The organism is Halothermothrix orenii H 168 (assembly GCF_000020485.1).
Classification (GTDB): Bacteria; Bacillota; Halanaerobiia; order Halanaerobiales; family Halothermotrichaceae; genus Halothermothrix; species Halothermothrix orenii.
This window is the reverse complement of sequence record NC_011899.1, coordinates 727973-745840: the sequence shown is the minus strand read 5'-3', so window position 1 is coordinate 745840 and position 17868 is coordinate 727973. Positions and strand designations below refer to the sequence as shown.

General features: G+C 38.4%; 19 protein-coding genes. All 19 read right to left on the bottom strand.

Going from position 1 to position 17868, the window contains the following annotated elements; all coding sequences use genetic code 11:
* Positions 1-90: 90 nt before the first annotated feature.
* Positions 91-1197, bottom strand: coding sequence for an aminopeptidase (locus HORE_RS03660; RefSeq protein ID WP_012635634.1), 1107 nt, complete (start codon positions 1195-1197; stop codon positions 91-93).
* Between the two features lie 191 nt (positions 1198-1388).
* On the bottom strand, positions 1389-1763 hold the full coding sequence (locus HORE_RS03655) for an SHOCT-like domain-containing protein (protein WP_012635633.1): 375 nt from the start codon (positions 1761-1763) through the stop codon (positions 1389-1391).
* Between the two features lie 11 nt (positions 1764-1774).
* Positions 1775-2152: a DUF2089 domain-containing protein gene (locus HORE_RS03650; protein WP_012635632.1), complete on the bottom strand. Its 378-nt coding sequence runs from the start codon at positions 2150-2152 to the stop codon at positions 1775-1777.
* Between the two features lie 240 nt (positions 2153-2392).
* Positions 2393-3010 (bottom strand): stage II sporulation protein M, encoded by a 618-nt coding sequence (spoIIM, locus tag HORE_RS03645; protein ID WP_012635631.1) that lies wholly within the window; start codon positions 3008-3010, stop codon positions 2393-2395.
* Between the two features lie 64 nt (positions 3011-3074).
* Positions 3075-3776, bottom strand: coding sequence for a hypothetical protein (locus HORE_RS03640; protein WP_012635630.1), 702 nt, complete (start codon positions 3774-3776; stop codon positions 3075-3077).
* Positions 3757-4935 (bottom strand): endonuclease Q family protein, encoded by a 1179-nt coding sequence (locus HORE_RS03635; RefSeq protein ID WP_012635629.1) that lies wholly within the window; start codon positions 4933-4935, stop codon positions 3757-3759. Before HORE_RS03635 ends, HORE_RS03640 begins: the two co-directional genes overlap by 20 nt.
* Positions 4936-4938: 3 nt before the next feature.
* Positions 4939-5469, bottom strand: coding sequence for an NUDIX hydrolase (locus tag HORE_RS03630; RefSeq protein WP_012635628.1), 531 nt, complete (start codon positions 5467-5469; stop codon positions 4939-4941).
* A 5-nt stretch (positions 5470-5474) separates the two neighbouring features.
* Positions 5475-6569 carry a DUF3866 family protein gene (locus tag HORE_RS03625; protein ID WP_012635627.1) on the bottom strand — a complete coding sequence of 365 codons (1095 nt, stop codon included), beginning with the start codon at positions 6567-6569 and terminating at the stop codon, positions 5475-5477.
* Positions 6570-6582: 13 nt separating this feature from the next.
* Positions 6583-7716, bottom strand: coding sequence for a M20/M25/M40 family metallo-hydrolase (locus HORE_RS03620; RefSeq protein ID WP_012635626.1), 1134 nt, complete (start codon positions 7714-7716; stop codon positions 6583-6585).
* Positions 7717-7994: 278 nt separating this feature from the next.
* Positions 7995-8528, bottom strand: coding sequence for a 2-oxoacid:ferredoxin oxidoreductase subunit gamma family protein (locus HORE_RS03615; protein WP_012635625.1), 534 nt, complete (start codon positions 8526-8528; stop codon positions 7995-7997).
* A complete protein-coding gene (locus HORE_RS03610) occupies positions 8529-9275 on the bottom strand; it encodes a thiamine pyrophosphate-dependent enzyme (RefSeq protein WP_041605838.1) in 747 nt (248 codons plus the stop codon).
* A complete protein-coding gene (locus tag HORE_RS03605; RefSeq protein WP_012635623.1) occupies positions 9275-10336 on the bottom strand; it encodes a 3-methyl-2-oxobutanoate dehydrogenase subunit VorB in 1062 nt (353 codons plus the stop codon). Before HORE_RS03605 ends, HORE_RS03610 begins: the two co-directional genes overlap by 1 nt.
* 45 nt (positions 10337-10381) lie before the next feature.
* The gene (locus tag HORE_RS03600) at positions 10382-10594 is read right to left on the bottom strand and encodes a 4Fe-4S dicluster domain-containing protein (protein WP_012635622.1); all 213 of its coding nucleotides are present in this window, start codon (positions 10592-10594) and stop codon (positions 10382-10384) included.
* A gap of 102 nt (positions 10595-10696) precedes the next feature.
* Positions 10697-11767, bottom strand: a complete 1071-nt coding sequence (gene buk / locus HORE_RS03595) for a butyrate kinase (protein WP_012635621.1) — start codon at positions 11765-11767, stop codon at positions 10697-10699.
* A gap of 12 nt (positions 11768-11779) precedes the next feature.
* A complete protein-coding gene (locus HORE_RS03590; RefSeq protein ID WP_012635620.1) occupies positions 11780-12841 on the bottom strand; it encodes a Glu/Leu/Phe/Val family dehydrogenase in 1062 nt (353 codons plus the stop codon).
* A 14-nt stretch (positions 12842-12855) separates the two neighbouring features.
* Entirely contained in the window at positions 12856-13770 is a 915-nt protein-coding gene (locus HORE_RS03585) for a bifunctional enoyl-CoA hydratase/phosphate acetyltransferase (RefSeq protein ID WP_012635619.1), read from the bottom strand.
* Between the two features lie 14 nt (positions 13771-13784).
* Positions 13785-14849 (bottom strand): Glu/Leu/Phe/Val dehydrogenase dimerization domain-containing protein, encoded by a 1065-nt coding sequence (locus tag HORE_RS03580; RefSeq protein ID WP_012635618.1) that lies wholly within the window; start codon positions 14847-14849, stop codon positions 13785-13787.
* 359 nt (positions 14850-15208) lie between these two features.
* Positions 15209-16954, bottom strand: a complete 1746-nt coding sequence (locus tag HORE_RS03575) for a sigma-54 interaction domain-containing protein (RefSeq protein WP_012635617.1) — start codon at positions 16952-16954, stop codon at positions 15209-15211.
* A 4-nt stretch (positions 16955-16958) separates the two neighbouring features.
* Positions 16959-17639 (bottom strand): nucleotide-binding protein, encoded by a 681-nt coding sequence (locus tag HORE_RS03570; RefSeq protein WP_012635616.1) that lies wholly within the window; start codon positions 17637-17639, stop codon positions 16959-16961.
* Positions 17640-17868 lie beyond the last annotated feature (229 nt).

The following is a 17868-nucleotide window of genomic DNA, read 5'->3' as shown; positions in this document are numbered from 1 at the left end:
CCACCCCTGTTCTTTAATTCAGGATACTTAAGAGGTGAAGCTTTGATTTTCTTTTCATGATAATATTTATTTAAATTTTAATTTTTTATTCTACAGTTTTAAAAACTCCCCGTTTTCATAAAATAATTCTCCATCTGCATATATCCGGCCATTCTTCTTCATATCACACAGCATATCCCAGTGAATACTGGATACATTTTTTCCGCCGGTTTCTGGATAACTACTACCGATGGCAAAATGAATTGTCCCACCAATTTTTTCATCAAAGAGCATATTACGGGTAAACTTCTTAATACCTGTATTACAACCAATTGCTACTTCACCGACAAACCGTGACCCTTTATCTGTATCAAGAAGGGAATGAAGGAGGTCCTCACCTTTTGAAGCACTGGCTTCAACAACCTTGCCTTCTTTAAATATCAATCTGATATCTTCTATCTCTTTCCCCTGGAAAATACCCGGGAATGAAAATCTGATTTTACCCTCAACACTATCTTCAACAGGTCCGGTAAAGACTTCACCACCGGGATAATTTTCCTCACCTTTATCCGCAACCCATTTACGACCATCTACCCGGCATTTTATGTCAGTGTCTTCAGAGACAAAATGCAGTTCAGACTTGGATTCCAGAAATTGAGCAATCTTTTCCAGCCTTTCTCCAAACTCCCTCCAGTATTTAATCGGGTCTTCCTTATCTAAATGGCAGGCCTTAAAAACAAAGTCTTCATAATCCTCTAGGGACATTTTAGCCTCCTGGGCATCAGCAAGAGTTGGATATTGACAGATATTCCACCTGAGGTCTCCTGATGCAGCCCTGTTCATATAAATCTCGGTAATTTCTTTATTAGCTTTACTTCTTTTGCTTATTTTCTCTGGATTTACATTGCTAAGCCCTTTTGTATTATAATTACCGAGGACCCTGACCATTGCATCAACATTTTCTATTAAGTACTTCCTGAAAGGAGACTGATATGTTAACTGTTCTTCAGAGGCAAATTTATAAAAGATTTCTTCCTGACCTTCAAAATTACTTATTACCAGAGGATGACCCCCGGCTTTAATAACCTCTTTATATATGGCCTTAATCATGGGTTCGGTTATCATATTCCCCTGTATTAAGACTGAATCCCCTTTATTTATTCCCAGTGAATAATTAACTATTACCCTGGCATATTTTTCTATCATTGGATTAACCATTTACAAATCACCCTTCCAGTAGTTGTTACCTTCAAATAAATTAGTTTTTAAAAACCTTGATTATAAAACCATCCCAACACCTTACCTTTTCATGATAGCCCACCAGTTTTCGCACCTTACAACCCCTGCCTGACCCTGGCCTGGCAGGGCTAACCATTAAAAAAATCAACAAAACATAAAAATACTTTTATTTATCTTTCAATTTTAATTAATACCGTGTTTTCACCATCTTTTATATTTACTAACGTTCCATCTTCTAAATCATCTTCGACCTTTTTCAGTATGTCTTCAAGATTTATTTCCTGCTCATTAAGGGTTTCCCGGGCCTCCTCTGGCATAAAATTAAGAGCAACCTTTGCCAGGGACAGGGGAATTGAAATATCAACCTCTTCTCCATCCTCGGACTCAACTAATATTTTAAGAAAGGGCTGCTTTTTCTTTTGCTGATTTTCTCTGTGTACCTCTTTTTCTTTAAATTCCATTGTTTCCAGCAGTTCATTAGCCTCCTCAACACTAACCTTACCTTCCTCAACCATTTTTAGAATTTTAAGGCGTTCTTCCTCCATTTGATCACCTCCTATCCTTTCTGTAAGAGTTCAATTGCTTCTTTAGCACTTATCTCCCCCTTCTCCAGGGAATCCAGTATTTCTTTTCTCTTCCTGGTAGTTTCTTCCTCAGAACTATCTTTTATATCATACCCCAGGTCCTGAATAACATTATCTAGTTTATTCCTGACTGTGGGATAAGAAATACCGAGTTCCCTTTCAACTTCTTTAATATTTCCCCTGCATTTGATAAAAACCTCAACAAAATGTAGCTGATCCGGATCAAGTCTGGAGAATTTGTTTAATCTAAAGTTTCCATTTATGACTGTCTGGCACTGGGGGCATTTAAGGGATACAACCCTCATTTGATCACCGCAAACAGGACATTTTCCTATTATTTTATTGGCCAAGATAACCACCTTCTTATCAAGTAAGTTTGATGTTCTGTTTATTATTATAAACTATATTTTAATATTTGTCAATAAAAAATATTTTTTTGTTAACATTTTTAAGCTTATTATTAACTTTTTTAATGTTTGCATTTAATCATGGGTTCCGGGGAGAATTTTTCATAAAAAAATCCCCTGTCAGGGGATTTTATTAAACCAGAGTTTTTATTAAAAATATGTATTAAACTTAAATCATTTACTTTAAAACAGTAAATTACTAACAACTTTTAATAACATGGGGCTTACAAAAGATTCTATAACTGAACCCACGATTGAGATGAGACCCAAAAATAACATCAATAAAGAATAGGATAAAAAGTCTTCAATATTCAGTTCCTTCTGTGATCTAAAAAAATTAAATATTTTAATGCTGAAATATATCCCCATCATACCGGCTAATGTATAAACAGGTACAATTATTAAATTTTGAGGTAAAATAGAAACTATGGCCATTAATATACCTTTAAAATTAAATTCATTAACCATAAAACCAACTGTAAACCCGAGTACAAACCCTTTAAAAAAAACTAAAATCGGAATAAGAGGCATAAGTATCAAAGATAGTCCAAATGCCCATATTAAAAATATACTCAATAAATTAAACTTAATACTTTGACCAGCCAGGGTAGTAGAACTATAGCCCAGTGAATTAAATTCCTTTAAAAAATTATTAACGTAACTAAATAAATTTTGTCTGACACTGAAGTCCACTGAATTAATCATAACAGCACCGGAAAAAATTCCTGCTAAAAAAATAATGATAACAAATATTAAGACCGGTAATCTCTTTCTAAAAAAATTAATCATTACATTATTCACTGGTTATCCCCCCGGCATAGAGAGCTTATATTTAAATTTTATGCATCGGGGGGACAGGATATGTTTATTCTTCATCAAGGGGCATATCCAGAAACCCCCGTTTTATTATTTCTTGTCCTATTACCTGGGCGGCCTGAACATCTTCCATTGAATTTGAACTTGAAGAAACTATGGTAATACCGCTACGGCATTTCAGGGCACTTTCTATAGCCCTGTCTGCGGCAATTTTGGCTGGTTTACTCCCCTTCATCTTATTTGTCCGGGCTACTGTTCCTGTTATTACTTCAGGAGCACCATAGTTATAGGCAGCATCGAAGGCAGCCCCTCCGGAAGGACTAACAATCACCAGAACTTTATTCTCAAGGTCAACAAGATTTACAATCTCCCGCCCAATGTTGGACACAACCTTTTCAATTTTAGCTCCTGCCCTTTCTATCCCTTTAACTACCTTATTAATCCCATCTACATCGCTATCATCATTATTGATATAACGTGGCTCAGCGGCAATAACTACCCCAGTTTCACTTTTTATAGCCTTTTTACCGGCAAAATAACCTATTTTTTCTGGATTAACAGTAACCGGGACATTATGCTGGTCGGGACAGGCTCCCAGCACATCAAGGACACCTGCTTCAAGGGCAGCTTCAGCTGTAGTGGACATATCAATTACATCAACCACCATTACTACATTACCCTGTCGGGCAGCAGCTGCTGCTCCTGACGCATTAAAGGAAATATTCAGGGTTTTAACCCATAACTTTGCCATAAACACCACCTCCACCGGGCTCTATAGAAGCCTTACCAGAACGTGCCTTATCAATATTCCCTGCAATCCTGGTTCCGACAAGTTCTGACAATTCATTTACCCCAGACTGATGAATAATCTCCATTTCTGTCCCAAAGGATTTTAATAATTTATTGAGGGTCTTTTTGCCAACCCCTGGTACATCGGCCAGGGGGATTTGATGTACATAGGGGGGGCGCCAGGGAGGGGATATTGATTTATTTCGTTTACTTATATTTATAATACGATCTTTTACCCCCATAATTATCTTCTGGCTCCCACAGAGTGAACATCTTTCTCCTCCGGTAAGTGGTACTGTTTTTTGGCAGTGAAGGCAATATGATGAATAGTATTTACCCAGTCTGGGATCAAGGCCATAGTTATATGTTATACACCGGCCTTTTTTTCTCTGTAATGCCAGTTTGAATTCCTTAAAATTAATATCCTCAAGTCTCATTTTATTATATTCACGGGCTATTTTCCCAAGAGAATGGGCGTCGGAATTACTTAGAAAAGATTTCCCCGCCAGTTCTGAAAGAAAATCTGCCAGATGAGTATCGGCACTTAACCCCAGTTCAATAGCAGGAATCTTCTCCCACTCTTCATCAGAAAAAACTTCACGGTAGCCGGAAAAACACCTCCCATAAAAACTTTTGTGGGGCGTAAAAGCATGTGCAGGAATTAAAAGGCCTCCAAGTTCATCAACAATATTTAAAATCTCCCTGCCAGTTAGACGACAAGCCTGGGAACTGAGATTTATATTTGTAATATAATTCCCCAATAATTGACTAAATTCTTTTATCTGGCTTAAAAATGGGAAATAAGCTAAATAGTGTGCCTGACCCCCATTCTCTTCCCGGCTTTCAATTTCCGAACCGAGGATAATAAAAAGCTTATCCTGATATTTTACCCCCCCTTCAGGTAGTTCTTCCATAATACCTTTATCAAGGAGATCTTCTATATCATTTATTACCAGTGGTGAAGCAGAATCTATAATCCCGACAAGGTTTAATCCCTTCCTGTACAACGACTCCTGTAGGATGTTTTGAAAGTTAAGTTTCCTGGAAGCAGTCACCTTTACGGGCTGCCCCCCACAGGCACTGCCAATGTGTATATGAAGATCTGCATATATTTCCTGCAAAGCTTACAACACCTCTCTCAGTAAATATAAAAGCCCTATTATAGTTTTGGCATCTTCAATTTTACCTGATTCTATGTATTCTAAAACATCATCTATTTTTAATTTATGTATGTTAATAAATTCATCTTCGTCACCCTTATCCTCAAATGGCTTTAATTCTCTAGCCAGAAATAAATAGAGGATCTCATTACTAAAACCCGGGCTTGTATAAAATGAAAATAAAAAATCCAATTTCCCTGGTTTAAAGCCTATCTCTTCTATCAACTCCCTTTCAGCACAAAAAGCAGGGGTCTCTCCCTCCTCTAATTTACCTGCTGGAAGTTCTAGTAAACATTTATTAGCCGGCTTCCGAAACTGCTCCACTAAAATAACTTCATTACCCATTACAGGAATAATGGTAACCCCACCGGGGTGTTCTACTACTTCACGACTGGCTTCTTTTCCATTGGGAAGTTTAACTTTATCTATTCTTACGTCTATAATACGTCCCTGAAACACCTCTTCAGTTGAAATTGTTTTTTCTTCAAGTTCCATTACAATCACCCCTTTTTCATATCATTAAACCTCAAAACAGCTAATCCTGCTGTAATGAAAAACAGGTGGTCATCTTCATATCCCCTGCCCATGGAATTAAAATCAAATTGACTTTGTGAAAGGATTTTATCTATAATTCCATAATCATAAATATAAGCATTATGTTTCTTTATAACACCCAGTTGACTAGCCTTTTTAACTATATTGTACTCCTCAGGGAAAACAACATCAACCGGTTTATCTATTAAATCCATCAACAGGGTTATGCTATGATGACTAATACCAAAGTGCCTTTGCCGGGGATCGGCCATACTTACCCGGGGTACAAAAATAACCCTCCCCCCCAGTACCTGAACAGCATGGCAGACAAAAGAAGATTCCACCCCACTATATCCCAGTTTTGTTCCTGTTCCTGTAATACCGGGACCCATGGCCGATACAACCAGATCAGCCCTGGCGATTTCAGTAGCTGCTGCCAGGCCGGTATAAATATTTACAGTCTCCAGATCCCCACCAAAAGCATGGCCGGTGGTTATTGTTGTATCTATTAATTGTTTTTTCTTCAGTATATTTACGGTATCACTGAAATCAATTGGTAGGGCGCCACCCTCGGTCATAATATAAACCAGTTTGCCATGGGGATAAAAATGCTTAAATGTTATGGCTAAAGGAGCCAGCAGGCTATGTAAAGGTAAAATTACAACAATTTGACCCTTTAAGTTTTTAAAATTATTAATGAGATCATGGTATTTACTTTCCTGTTCCTCAACACACTGGGTTTTCACCTGACAGGGGGTATACCTTAACTTCATTATATGCCCCGGATACTCTTTTTCAAAAGACACCTTATCATCTAAAGAACTATCATTCATGACAGCCATTACAAAATGATATCCACCTGTTCCCAGGCCGAGTTCAATAGCTGTTGTATTCAGGACAACCTGAACACCAGCTTCCAGCCTTCCGGTCATGGGGATATAATTAATAGCCTTAAATAACCCCCTATCTTTAATCTCTACTTCCACAATCTGTTTTCTATCTTTATGTTCCTTTATTATTTTTTTTACTGTACCCGGTGCCCGGGATAAATCATAAACCATTAAAAATTCCCTCTTAAAGGTTTTTTAAGTGTCTTGCTGACGTTACCAGATTAGTAACATATTCTGTAATGTCTACCAGGCTTTTTATTTTAACACGTTCTTCTCTGGTATGTACATTTTCCATACCAATCCCCAGATTTACCGTTGGTAAGCCCTTCTCATTGAAAATATTAGCATCACTTCCGCCTCCACTGGCAATACAATTCACATTATAACCAAGCTTTTCACCTATTTCTTTGACATATTTAACCGGTTGTTTGTTTTCTTCAAGAGAAAAGCTTGAATATAACTTTTTCAGCTTAAACTCGGCACTACCCGAATAACGCTCAACAGCTTTTTCTATAACACCTTTCATATGTTCTACCTGTTTATTTAATTCCATTTCATGGTGACTGCGGGCCTCACCTTCCAGTACAACCATATCCGGGACAACATTAGTAGCAATCCCACCTTTGATTACCCCGATATTTGCTGTCGTATATTTATTTATTCTCCCCAGTCTCATACTGGAGATTGCCTGGCTGGCAATTTTAATAGCATTTATACCCCTTTCAGGATTCATACCGGCATGGGCTGAGCGCCCCTTTATTATAGCATTAAATTTAATCTGGCTCGGGGCCCGGTTTATAATAGTACCAATATCCCCATCAGCGTCCAGAACCACACCAAAATCAGCCTCTGCCAAATGAGAACTATGTAAGTATTTGCCCCCCTGTAACCCTAATTCTTCAGCCACTGTAAATATTATTTTCAAGGGACCAGTGGAAACATTATCTTCTTTAAGAACTCTTAAAGTTTCTAATATTGCGCAAACCCCTACCAGGTCATCCCCACCCAGCACTGTATCCCCGCTACTTGTAATATAATCACCCTTTATTACCGGTTTTATGCCCTTACCTGGCTGTACCCGATCCATATGGGCCGATAAAACCAGACTGGGAACATCTTTATTACCCCTGAAATCAGCAATAATATTACCAGCATTACCACCGATTTTCTTCCCTGTTTCATCTTCAACAACATCAGCACCGAGATCCTTCAATTCCTGAGTTAATCTATCAACCATAAGACGTTCTTCAAGGGAGATACTATCTATCTGTACAAGCTCCTTAAATAACTTTACTATTCTATCTTTATTAACAGGCATAAATATTATTCCTCCTCAGTCAGACTACAGGCCATCGTATCATACTATGTATTATTCCCGAAAGATACTTAAAATCCTTCTATATAACTTATTTTTTTCTATGTACAATACTGGTCAGAACAAATTATGATTCATCCATGTAATGTTAATTTATTAATGTCACCAATTATTGATACTAAACACTTAAATATAATTTTCTTGGACAACTAAAAAACCACGGGATTAGTACTGATAACTAATCCCGTGGTTTTATCACGTTTATTACAAACTTATTTATGCTAATTCAGCCTGACACCTGTATCAAGGGCTTTTTCGTTAATTGGAATCAACTTATGATGCCTCCTGGAAAGAACACTTTTGAGTGAATCTTTCACTGTATTTAAGTCCACAACATCTTTTTTAGATAAATATGCCCCCAGCATTACCATATTGGCAACTTTACTGTTACCAAGCTCATTTGCAAGTTCATTGGCGGGTACTTTTATTACTTCGACATCATCCCGGTCTACCTCTTTTTCTATGAGGGATGAGTTAACAAAAATAGTTCCCCCTGGTTTAACCCGGGGCGCAAATTTTTCCAGAGATGGTAAATTCATAACTATAATTGTATCCGGTTTAGATGAAAGGGGAGAAGGTATCTTATTTGATGACATAATTACTGTACAGTTGGCGGTACCACCCCTCATTTCGGGGCCATAAGAAGGCATCCAGGAAACTTCAATACCTTCTTTCATACCGGCATAGGCCAGCAACTTCCCCATCAGCATTACTCCCTGACCACCAAAACCTGCTATAATCATTTCTTCTTTCAATTACTCCACCTCCTCTGGAGTCTTTAACTCACCAAGAGGATAAACGGGAAGCATGTTTTCTTCAAGCCATTTAACTGCTTCCAGGGGGGCCATCCCCCAGTTAGTAGGACAGGTTGATAGAACCTCAACCATACTGAAGCCTTTACCTTCTAACTGAATTTCAAAGGCCTTCTTAATAGATTTTTTAGCCTGACGGATATGCTTGGGGTCATGAACAGAAACTCTGGCAATATAGGCAGCACCATCCAGTACTTTGAGCATTTCTGATACTTTTATAGGATGGCCAGCAACCTCGCTCTGTCTACCATAGGGAGAAGTAGTGGTCTTCTGTTCTACCAGGGTTGTCGGAGCCATCTGTCCCCCGGTCATCCCGTAGATAGCATTGTTAACAAAAACAGTAGTTATCTTCTCACCACGGTTGGCAGCATGAACTATTTCAGCCGTACCGATTGAAGCCAGGTCACCATCTCCCTGATAGGTAAAGACAACCTTATCAGGATGAACCCGCTTAATACCGGTTGCAACTGCTGGAGCCCGGCCATGGGATGCTTCATGCATATCAACATCAAAATATTCATATGCCAGCACAGAACAACCTACCGGGGCTACCCCAATAGTTTCTTCTTTTATTTTAAGCTCATCTATCACTTCTGCAACCAGACGGTGGATAATCCCGTGGGTACAACCTGGACAATAATGGAAAGGTTTATCTGTTAAGGCATCAGGATACCCTGCTACTTTTTTCATCAATTTTCACCCCCAATTTTAACAACCTGCTCCATAATTTCCTCGGGTGAAGGAACCATGCCACCAGTTCTTCCGTAAAAATAAACCGGTTTTTTACCATTGACAGCAAGTTTAACATCCTCAACCATCTGGCCGGTACTCATTTCAACGGTCAGAAATTTACTGGCATTATCAGCAACTTCATTTATTATTTTCCCGGGGAAGGGGAATAAGGAAATAGGTCTGATAAGCCCAACTTTTAACCCCTCTTTCCGGGCCATTTCAATGGTACTTAAAGAAATTCTGGCTGTCGTCCCATAGGCGACAATAACTATATCTGCATCTTCAATTTTATAGGTTTCGTATCTTACTTCATTTTCTTTCATTTTATCATATTTATCTTTTAATTTAAGATTGTGGTCTTCCAGATCTTTGGGGTCAAGTGATAGGGAATTAATTATATTTCTTTCTCTATTTTTTGCCCCGTCAGTAGCCCATTCTTTTTTCGGTAAATCGGATGGATCTATTTCTTTTTTAAATTCAACTGGTTCCATCATCTGACCGATAATTCCGTCTCCTACTACCATAACCGGGTTACGGTACCGGTCTGCTATTTCAAAGGCTTCCATAGTGAGGTCAACAGCCTCCTGTACAGATGATGGAGCCAGAACGGCCAGACGGTAATCACCATGCCCGCCACCTTTTGTAGCCTGGAAGTAATCCGACTGGGAAGGTTGAATACCGCCCAGGCCAGGACCACCCCTCATGATGTTAACAATTACAGCAGGTAATTCTGCCCCGGCTATATAAGATATACCTTCCATTTTAAGGCTGATTCCAGGACTGGATGAAGAAGTTAAAACCCTTGCTCCAGCTCCGGCCGCACCATATACCATGTTACTTGCAGCTACTTCACTTTCTGCCTGTAAAAACACACCACCTACTTCTGGCAATCTTCTTGACATATATTCCGGAAGGGCATTCTGTGGTGTTATAGGATAACCGAAAAAATATCGACACCCAGCTTTAATGGCAGCCTCCCCGATCGCTTCATTACCTTTCATTAAAACCTTGTTGCCCATTTTTCAACCCCCTTCTATAGCCTAAAGCTACGGTTAGTAATTTTCTTACTTATAAACGGTGATAACAACATCAGGACACATCTGGGCACAGAGTCCACAGGACAGACACTTATCCTGATCCACTACCTCTGCCGGATGATAGCCATGGCTGTTTATTCTATCAGCCATTTTTATTATCTTTACCGGGCAAACGGCGGTACAGAGCTCACACCCTTTACATCTTTCCTCATCAAAAATAACTTTTTTGGTTTGCTCCATAATTTTACCTCCCTTATCTCCACTGGCTAATAAAAAGAAAATTAAAAATTAAGGGACAATAGCCATTTACATACTTTATTCGACGTAAATACGAAATTTCCTTTAATGGTATTTCTTAACTTTTTCCAGGCCGGATAAGACACGGTAGGCTCCTTCTACAAGTGCTTTCATTTCTTCCTCCCCTGGATATCTAACTACCGGGGCAATAAATTCTACTTTTTCTTTAATAATTTGACTTAATCTTTGAGAATAAGCCATACCTCCGGTCAGGATAATGGCATCAATATTCCCGTTAGCAACAGGGGCCAGAGAACCAATTTCTTTACAGATCTGGTAGGCCATAGCCAGAAATACCTGCTCGGCTCTGTCATCACCATTATTAATCATTTTTTCTACCTCACGTAAGTCGGTTGTTCCCAGATAACCGGCCAGGCCCCCCTTTTTTAAAAGTTTTACCTTCATTTCTTCATGGGTATACTCACCTGAATAACAGAGTTTAACTAAATCATAGGTCGGAAGTCCTCCGGTTCGATTGGGAGTAAATGGACCTTCTCCACTCAATCCATCATTTACATCTATGACCCGGCCTCCCCGGTGGAGGCCAACAGTAATACCTCCACCAAGATGGGTTACGATTAAAGTCATATCTTCATAATTTTTTTCAAGACTCCTGGCATATTTTCTGGCTACTGCCTTCTGGTTGAGGGCATGGAATATACTCCTTCTGGGAATTTCAGGGAGACCGGACAGGCGGGCAAGGGGATTTAATTCGTCAACAACTACCGGATCAACAATATAGGCCTGACAACCTGATTTTAGAGCTATTTCTCTTGCTAAAACCGCACCAAGATTGCTGGCATGTTCTCCGTATCTTGCTTCTTTTAAATCGTCAATCATCCTGTCATTAACTTCATAAGTTCCTCCTGAAATAGGTTTTAATAAACCACCCCGCCCGACAACAGCTTTAAGCTGGTTATATTTAACACCCTTATTTTCAAGGAATTTCTCAATATATTTTAAACGGCAGTCTTTTTGCTCAATAACACTTTTATATTTACTGATAACATTTATATCATGAGTTATATTTTCGGTGAATACTTCTTCTATTCCATCAAAAAGAGCAAGCTTAGTAGAGGTTGATCCAGGATTTATAGCCAAGATCATTTCTGCCATGATTATATCCTCCTACCTGGGTATATAATTTTTTCTTACTTTACCAATTTTAGCGATACGTTCTTCTGCCATTATATCTGCAGCCTTATAGGTGGGGATGTTATCCCGTTTACTGATCTCAATAACTTTCTTAATATTGTCATAAATTTTATTGGCCTTCTCCAGAGCCCGTTCCCGGTTATAGCCTATAAGTTCCTGATATACATTAATTACCCCACCGGCATTGATAACATAATCAGGTGCATAGAGGATTCCTTTTTCTTCAAGAATATCTCCATTTCTTTCTTCAGCCAGAACATTATTGGCAGCTCCAGCTACAATATCACACTTAAACTGGGGTAAAGTTTCATCATTTATAACAGCCCCCAGAGCACATGGTGCAAAAATATCACACTCAACACCGTAGATTTCATCAGGTTCAACTACTTCAGCACCAAAATCATCTACAACCTTTTTAATTTTCTCTTTATCAATATCGGTAACAATCAGTTTACCGCCTTCTTCTACGATGTGTTTAGCAAGGTAATAACCTACATGACCCAGACCCTGAATAGCTACAACTTTACCTTTAAGATCAGGAGTACCATATACCTCATCAGCAGCAGCTTTCATGCCACGCCAGACGCCAAGGGCAGTAACTGGAGATGGGTCACCACTGGTTCCGGGAAGACCGGTAACAAAGTCAGTTTCCTGGGCGACAATTGCCATATCATCAACTGATGTTCCCACATCTTCTGCAGTTATATACCTACCATTTAAACTCTGGACAAAACGACCAAAGGCCCTCCATAGTTCTTCACTTTTATGCTTTTTAGGGTCACCTATAATTACAGCTTTACCACCACCCAGGTTCAAACCGGCTGCCGCAGATTTATAGGTCATACCCCTTGACAGGCGGAGAACATCAATTATGGCATCTTCTTCTTTTTCATAATACCACATTCTTGTTCCACCAAGGGCAGGTCCTAAAGTCGTGTCATGGATAGCAATGATTGCCTTTAACCCGGAAGCCTCATCATAATTAAAAACCAGCTGTTCATAATCATATTTTTCTAGATAATCAAATATTTTCATAGGATAATTCCTCCTTAATTATTATTTTTTAAACCCTGGACTACAAGTTTAGCAAGGGCAATTGAATTTAATTTTACCCTGGCTCTATCAGCACGTGAAGTAATGACCAACGGAACCTTGGCTCCATAAATAACACTGGCAGCCTCCATTTCAAAATAAAAGACCATGGACTTATATAAGATATTACCTGCTTCGATATCAGGAACAAGAAGAATATCTGCCTGACCGGCCACCGGACTATCTATACCTTTTCTCTCTGCTGCCTCTTTACTGATAGCATTATCCAGGGCCAGCGGACCATCAACTATTGCCCCTGAAATCTGTCCCCTGTCAGACATTTTTGATAAAATTGCCGCATCCATAGTATCTGGCATTTTGGGATTGACCTTTTCCACCGCAGCCAGGGGAGCTACCCTGGGCTTTTTAATTCCTATAGCCCGGGCTAATTCAACAGCATTGTTAATTATCTGGACTTTATCTTCAAGGTCAGGAGCAATATTCATACCACCATCAGTAATAATTATAAACCTGTTGTCCTTTTTAAGATGAACAATTGTCACCAGACTCAAAAGCCTTCCAGTTCTTAAAGCATAGCTTTCATCAAGAAGGGCCCTTAAAATTGTTTTTGTACTAATAAGTCCCTTCATTGGAATATCTGCTTTTCCCTCTGCAATTAACTGCATCACTTTATGGGCAGATTCCCTTTTAGAAGATGTTGCAATTACCTTCCCATTAAAATCGTATTCCACTTTCTCCAGAGCCTCTTCTATTTTTCCCTTATTACCGACCAGAACTGGCTCAACAATCCCAAGTTCATCAGCCTTTTTAACACTTTCGAGTACTTCTTCATCACCGGCAGCCGCCACCGCTAATTTTAAAACTGGAGGGTTACTGGCCTTTTCAATAAATTCAGCTACATTTTTAAACATTTATATCCCCCACCTTATTTAATCCTGTGAATTGTAGCTATAGTCTCGATTCTTTCTTCAACAATATGGTCAGCAGCCGCATGAGTTGGAATATCTTTTTCTTCTGCCAGCTTAAATATTTTCAATAATTGATTATAAATACCCTCACACTTTCTCATTACCCTCTCTTCACTATAGGTTTCGTTTCCAAGTTCATCGGCCACCTGAATTAGACCACCACCATTTATTACATAATCAGGGGCATATAATATCCCTTTCTGATGTAACATTTCACCGTGGCGTGGTTCAGCCAGAACATTATTGGCAGCCCCGGCTACAATATCACATTTAAGTCTTTCAATAGTATTATCATTTATAACAGCACCCAGGGCATTTGGAGAGAAGATGTCACAGTCAATATCATAAATTTCATCAGTTTTTACTATGTCTACCCCCAGCTGGCGGGCCCTTTCCAGATATTCTTCTTTGATATCAGTACCATAAACTTTACAGCCCTCTTCAAGTAGATGTTTAGCCAGCTTATAGCCTACTTTACCTAACCCCTGAATAGCAACTGTTTTCCCCTCTAATGAATCACTTCCATATTTATATTTACAACAGGCCTTAATCCCATTATAAACACCGTATGCAGTTGGAATGGATGAATCACCACTACCACCATATTCCTTCGGCAGAGCTCCAACATATGGTGTTTCTTTATTTAATATTACAAAATCATCATAGGTGGTTCCGACATCTGTTCCGGTACTATAACGACCCCCGAGACCATTTATATACCGACCCAGAACCCTGAAAAGCCCCTCACTTTTATCAGTCTCCGGATCCCCCCAGATTACCGTTTTGGCACCACCAAAGTCTTCTCCAGCAATGGCAGATTTATAAGTCATACCTTTTGATAAACGCATGGCATCCTTCAGGGCCTCTTCTTCAGTTTTATAAGGCCACATACGACAACCACCCAGTCCCGGTCCTAATACTGTGTTATGAATTGCAACTATGGATTTGAGACCGGTTTTCTTTTCCTGGAAAAATATTATCTGTTCATGTCCCTCTTTTGCCATCTCTTTAAATATTTCCATTACTTCCCCCCCCTTTTTTTTATTTACTTAATATTGTTCTACTAATTATAATTGCATATAGCGTGCCAGACCTGTCACATTTTTTTATTTACTATAAATTTTCTTATTATTTAGTTTTTTAACTAAATATTGTAATAACACTGTTAAACTAGTGGTTGTTAATGCAATATTTTGACATATAAATTACATTATTAAAAAATATTAATAGTTATCTTTAAAATAAAAAAAATAAGTATGCAAAAAAAAACATGCCTGCAAAAATATGCAGGCATGTTTTTACACATTACTTTGATATACAGTGTTATAGTTTTATGGGTATATCTTTTCTATTATACAGAACCTTGTCCTCAAAATAAATATCAGTCAATCCCGTATTTATCAAGCTTATAATAAAGGCTTCTAATTGCTATCCCGAGTAATTTAGCAGCCTCTGTCCTGTTCCCATCAGTTTTATTCAAGGCTTCTATAATAGCTTTTTTCTCGGTTGATTCCACTATTTCTTTCAATGAACGATCTTCAACATTCAATTCATCTTTATTTTCACGGGTTTTTTTATTCCCCGGTCCGTCAAAAAATGGGAGATGCTTTAACCTGATAACCTCTTCTTCTATTCCCATATTTATCATGGCCCGACCTATTAAATTTTCCAGCTCTCTCACATTACCGGGCCAGTGGTATTCCCTTAATTTCTGAAGGGCATCTTCACTACAACCCTTAACCGAACGACCATATTCCTGATTAAATTTTCTAATCATATGGTGAACCAGCAACGGTATATCCTCTTTTCTTTCCCTTAGGGGTGGAATATGAAGAGGGAAAACATTAAGACGATAATATAAATCTTCTCTGAAGTTTCCTTCCTGAATGGCCCGCTCCAGATTGGTATTTGTCGCTACTATAACACGAACATCAACATTTCTGGGCCTGGTCCCACCAACCCTTACAATTTCCCGTTCCTGTAAGACCCGTAATAGTTTAGCCTGGAGGTCCAGACTGATTTTTCCAATCTCATCCAGGAAAACAGTGCCTCCGTCTGCTTCCTCAAAATACCCCTTTTTACCACCCTTTCTGGCACCGGTAAAGGCCCCCTCTTCATAACCAAATAATTCACTTTCCAGGATATTATCAGCAATCGCTGAACAGTTAACCCGGATAAATTTATTATTCTGGCGGGGACTGGCATTATGAATAGCATGAGCAAAAAGTTCCTTTCCAGTACCACTTTCCCCCCTTAATAAGACAGTAACCGGTGTTTTTGAGGCTTTCCTGGCCTGGTTTTTGGCAGCCTTCATGGTTTCACTTTCTCCAATGATATCTTCAAAGGTGTATTTAGCATTTAAATGCCTGATAATTCTCCTGACATGATCCAGTTCTTCAGTTAAACGTTTAATTTTAGAAACATCATGGATAACTCCAACACTTCCCTTTAATTTCCCATCAACTATGATGGGGGCCACATCGACAATGACTTCTTTCTTTGATGGACCAACTTTCATCTTTACCCCTTTTACCGGTTTTTTGGTCTTTAAAACACGGTAGTGCATACTCTCCCCTTCAGCTATATCCACAGTAGCCGGTTTACCAATAACATCTTCCTCTGTCAAACCGGTCAAACGGGTATAGGCTGGATTAATCAATATTCCTATTCCTTTTTCATCAACTACTGAAATAGCATCCTGAGTAGCATTTATTATAGCTTCCAGTAGGGTCCTCATCTCTTTCAAATTGGTAATTTCTTCTGCCAGTTTTTTGACTTCAGTAATATCCCTGAAAACAGCTACCGCCCCAATTATATTTCCCTGTTCATCATATACAGGAACCCGGTTAGTAATAATAGTAATATCACCGGCATGTTGAATTTTATTTAGTTCCGCCTCACCCTTATTAAGAACAATATGAAGCCTTGTGTTAGGAATTACTTCTCTTACATCTTTGCCAAGAACTCTATCTTTTTTAATACCCAGTATTTTTTCAGCTGCTCTATTAAAGAGCTCAACTTTATAATCTTTTCCAATAGATATAAGGCCATCATGAGTTGAATTTAATATAACATCTGTCTTCCGGTTTAATTCACTTAATTGTTTAAAATTAACCTTTTCAGACATTATTTCACCCCTTTTTATTTATCCAGGGTGGATTATTATATAACTTCACCGGAAAAATTTCCTCTTCAATCTTCAGGTCATTTGACAGGGGTAACAGTTCCTCCCAGATAGCTATAAATTTAATGGGAAGTCCCATTTTGCTGGCAGCCTCTTTAACAACAGGATACCCTTCTTCAATATGTTTTAATTCTGTTTCCCGACCCAGATTAATATTACATATAATTCCTGAAAATTCTAGCTGGCTCCTCTTTTCTATCCTTTCTTTGGCCAGTATTATTCCATCAACATTACTGGTAAAAGGCCTCATTGTATTTACAACCAGATTCATTTCATATTTTTGCCCTTCAAGTTCCCTGAAAGAACTACCCAGGGCAATAGCTCCTTCTTCATCACCACCGACGTCAATGATTCCATATACATCTTTATTATGCATAACTTTTTTAACATCAGCTGTAATTATTGGTAAATCTGCCTGAGCCAGGTTTTTAGGATAAATGACTTCAATGTCCTGTTCTTCCAGCATCTTAACCTTTTCCCGGGACCTGAAATAGGGATTTATTACATCCAGGTCTACCAGTAATACCCTGGAAACCCTTTTAGATAACCATTGTGCATAATTAATAGCTAGTTCGGTCTTGCCACTTCCATAGTTCCCAGTAAAAATAGTAATATGATTAAAATCCAAAAATATTTCCTCCTTTTTTTAATTATTTGAAAAATGTATTTGAAAATGATAATTTTAAAAATTCACCGGTTTATTCAGTTTAAAATCTTTTATAAAAGTAATTAGATAATTATTTATCCATCCAGAGACAGTTATTATGCAGAGACAGTTATTATGAAAATTATTATATAATAACCTAGACTATTAACTCATTAATACTATTTATATTATTAATTCTAGGGAAAGATTT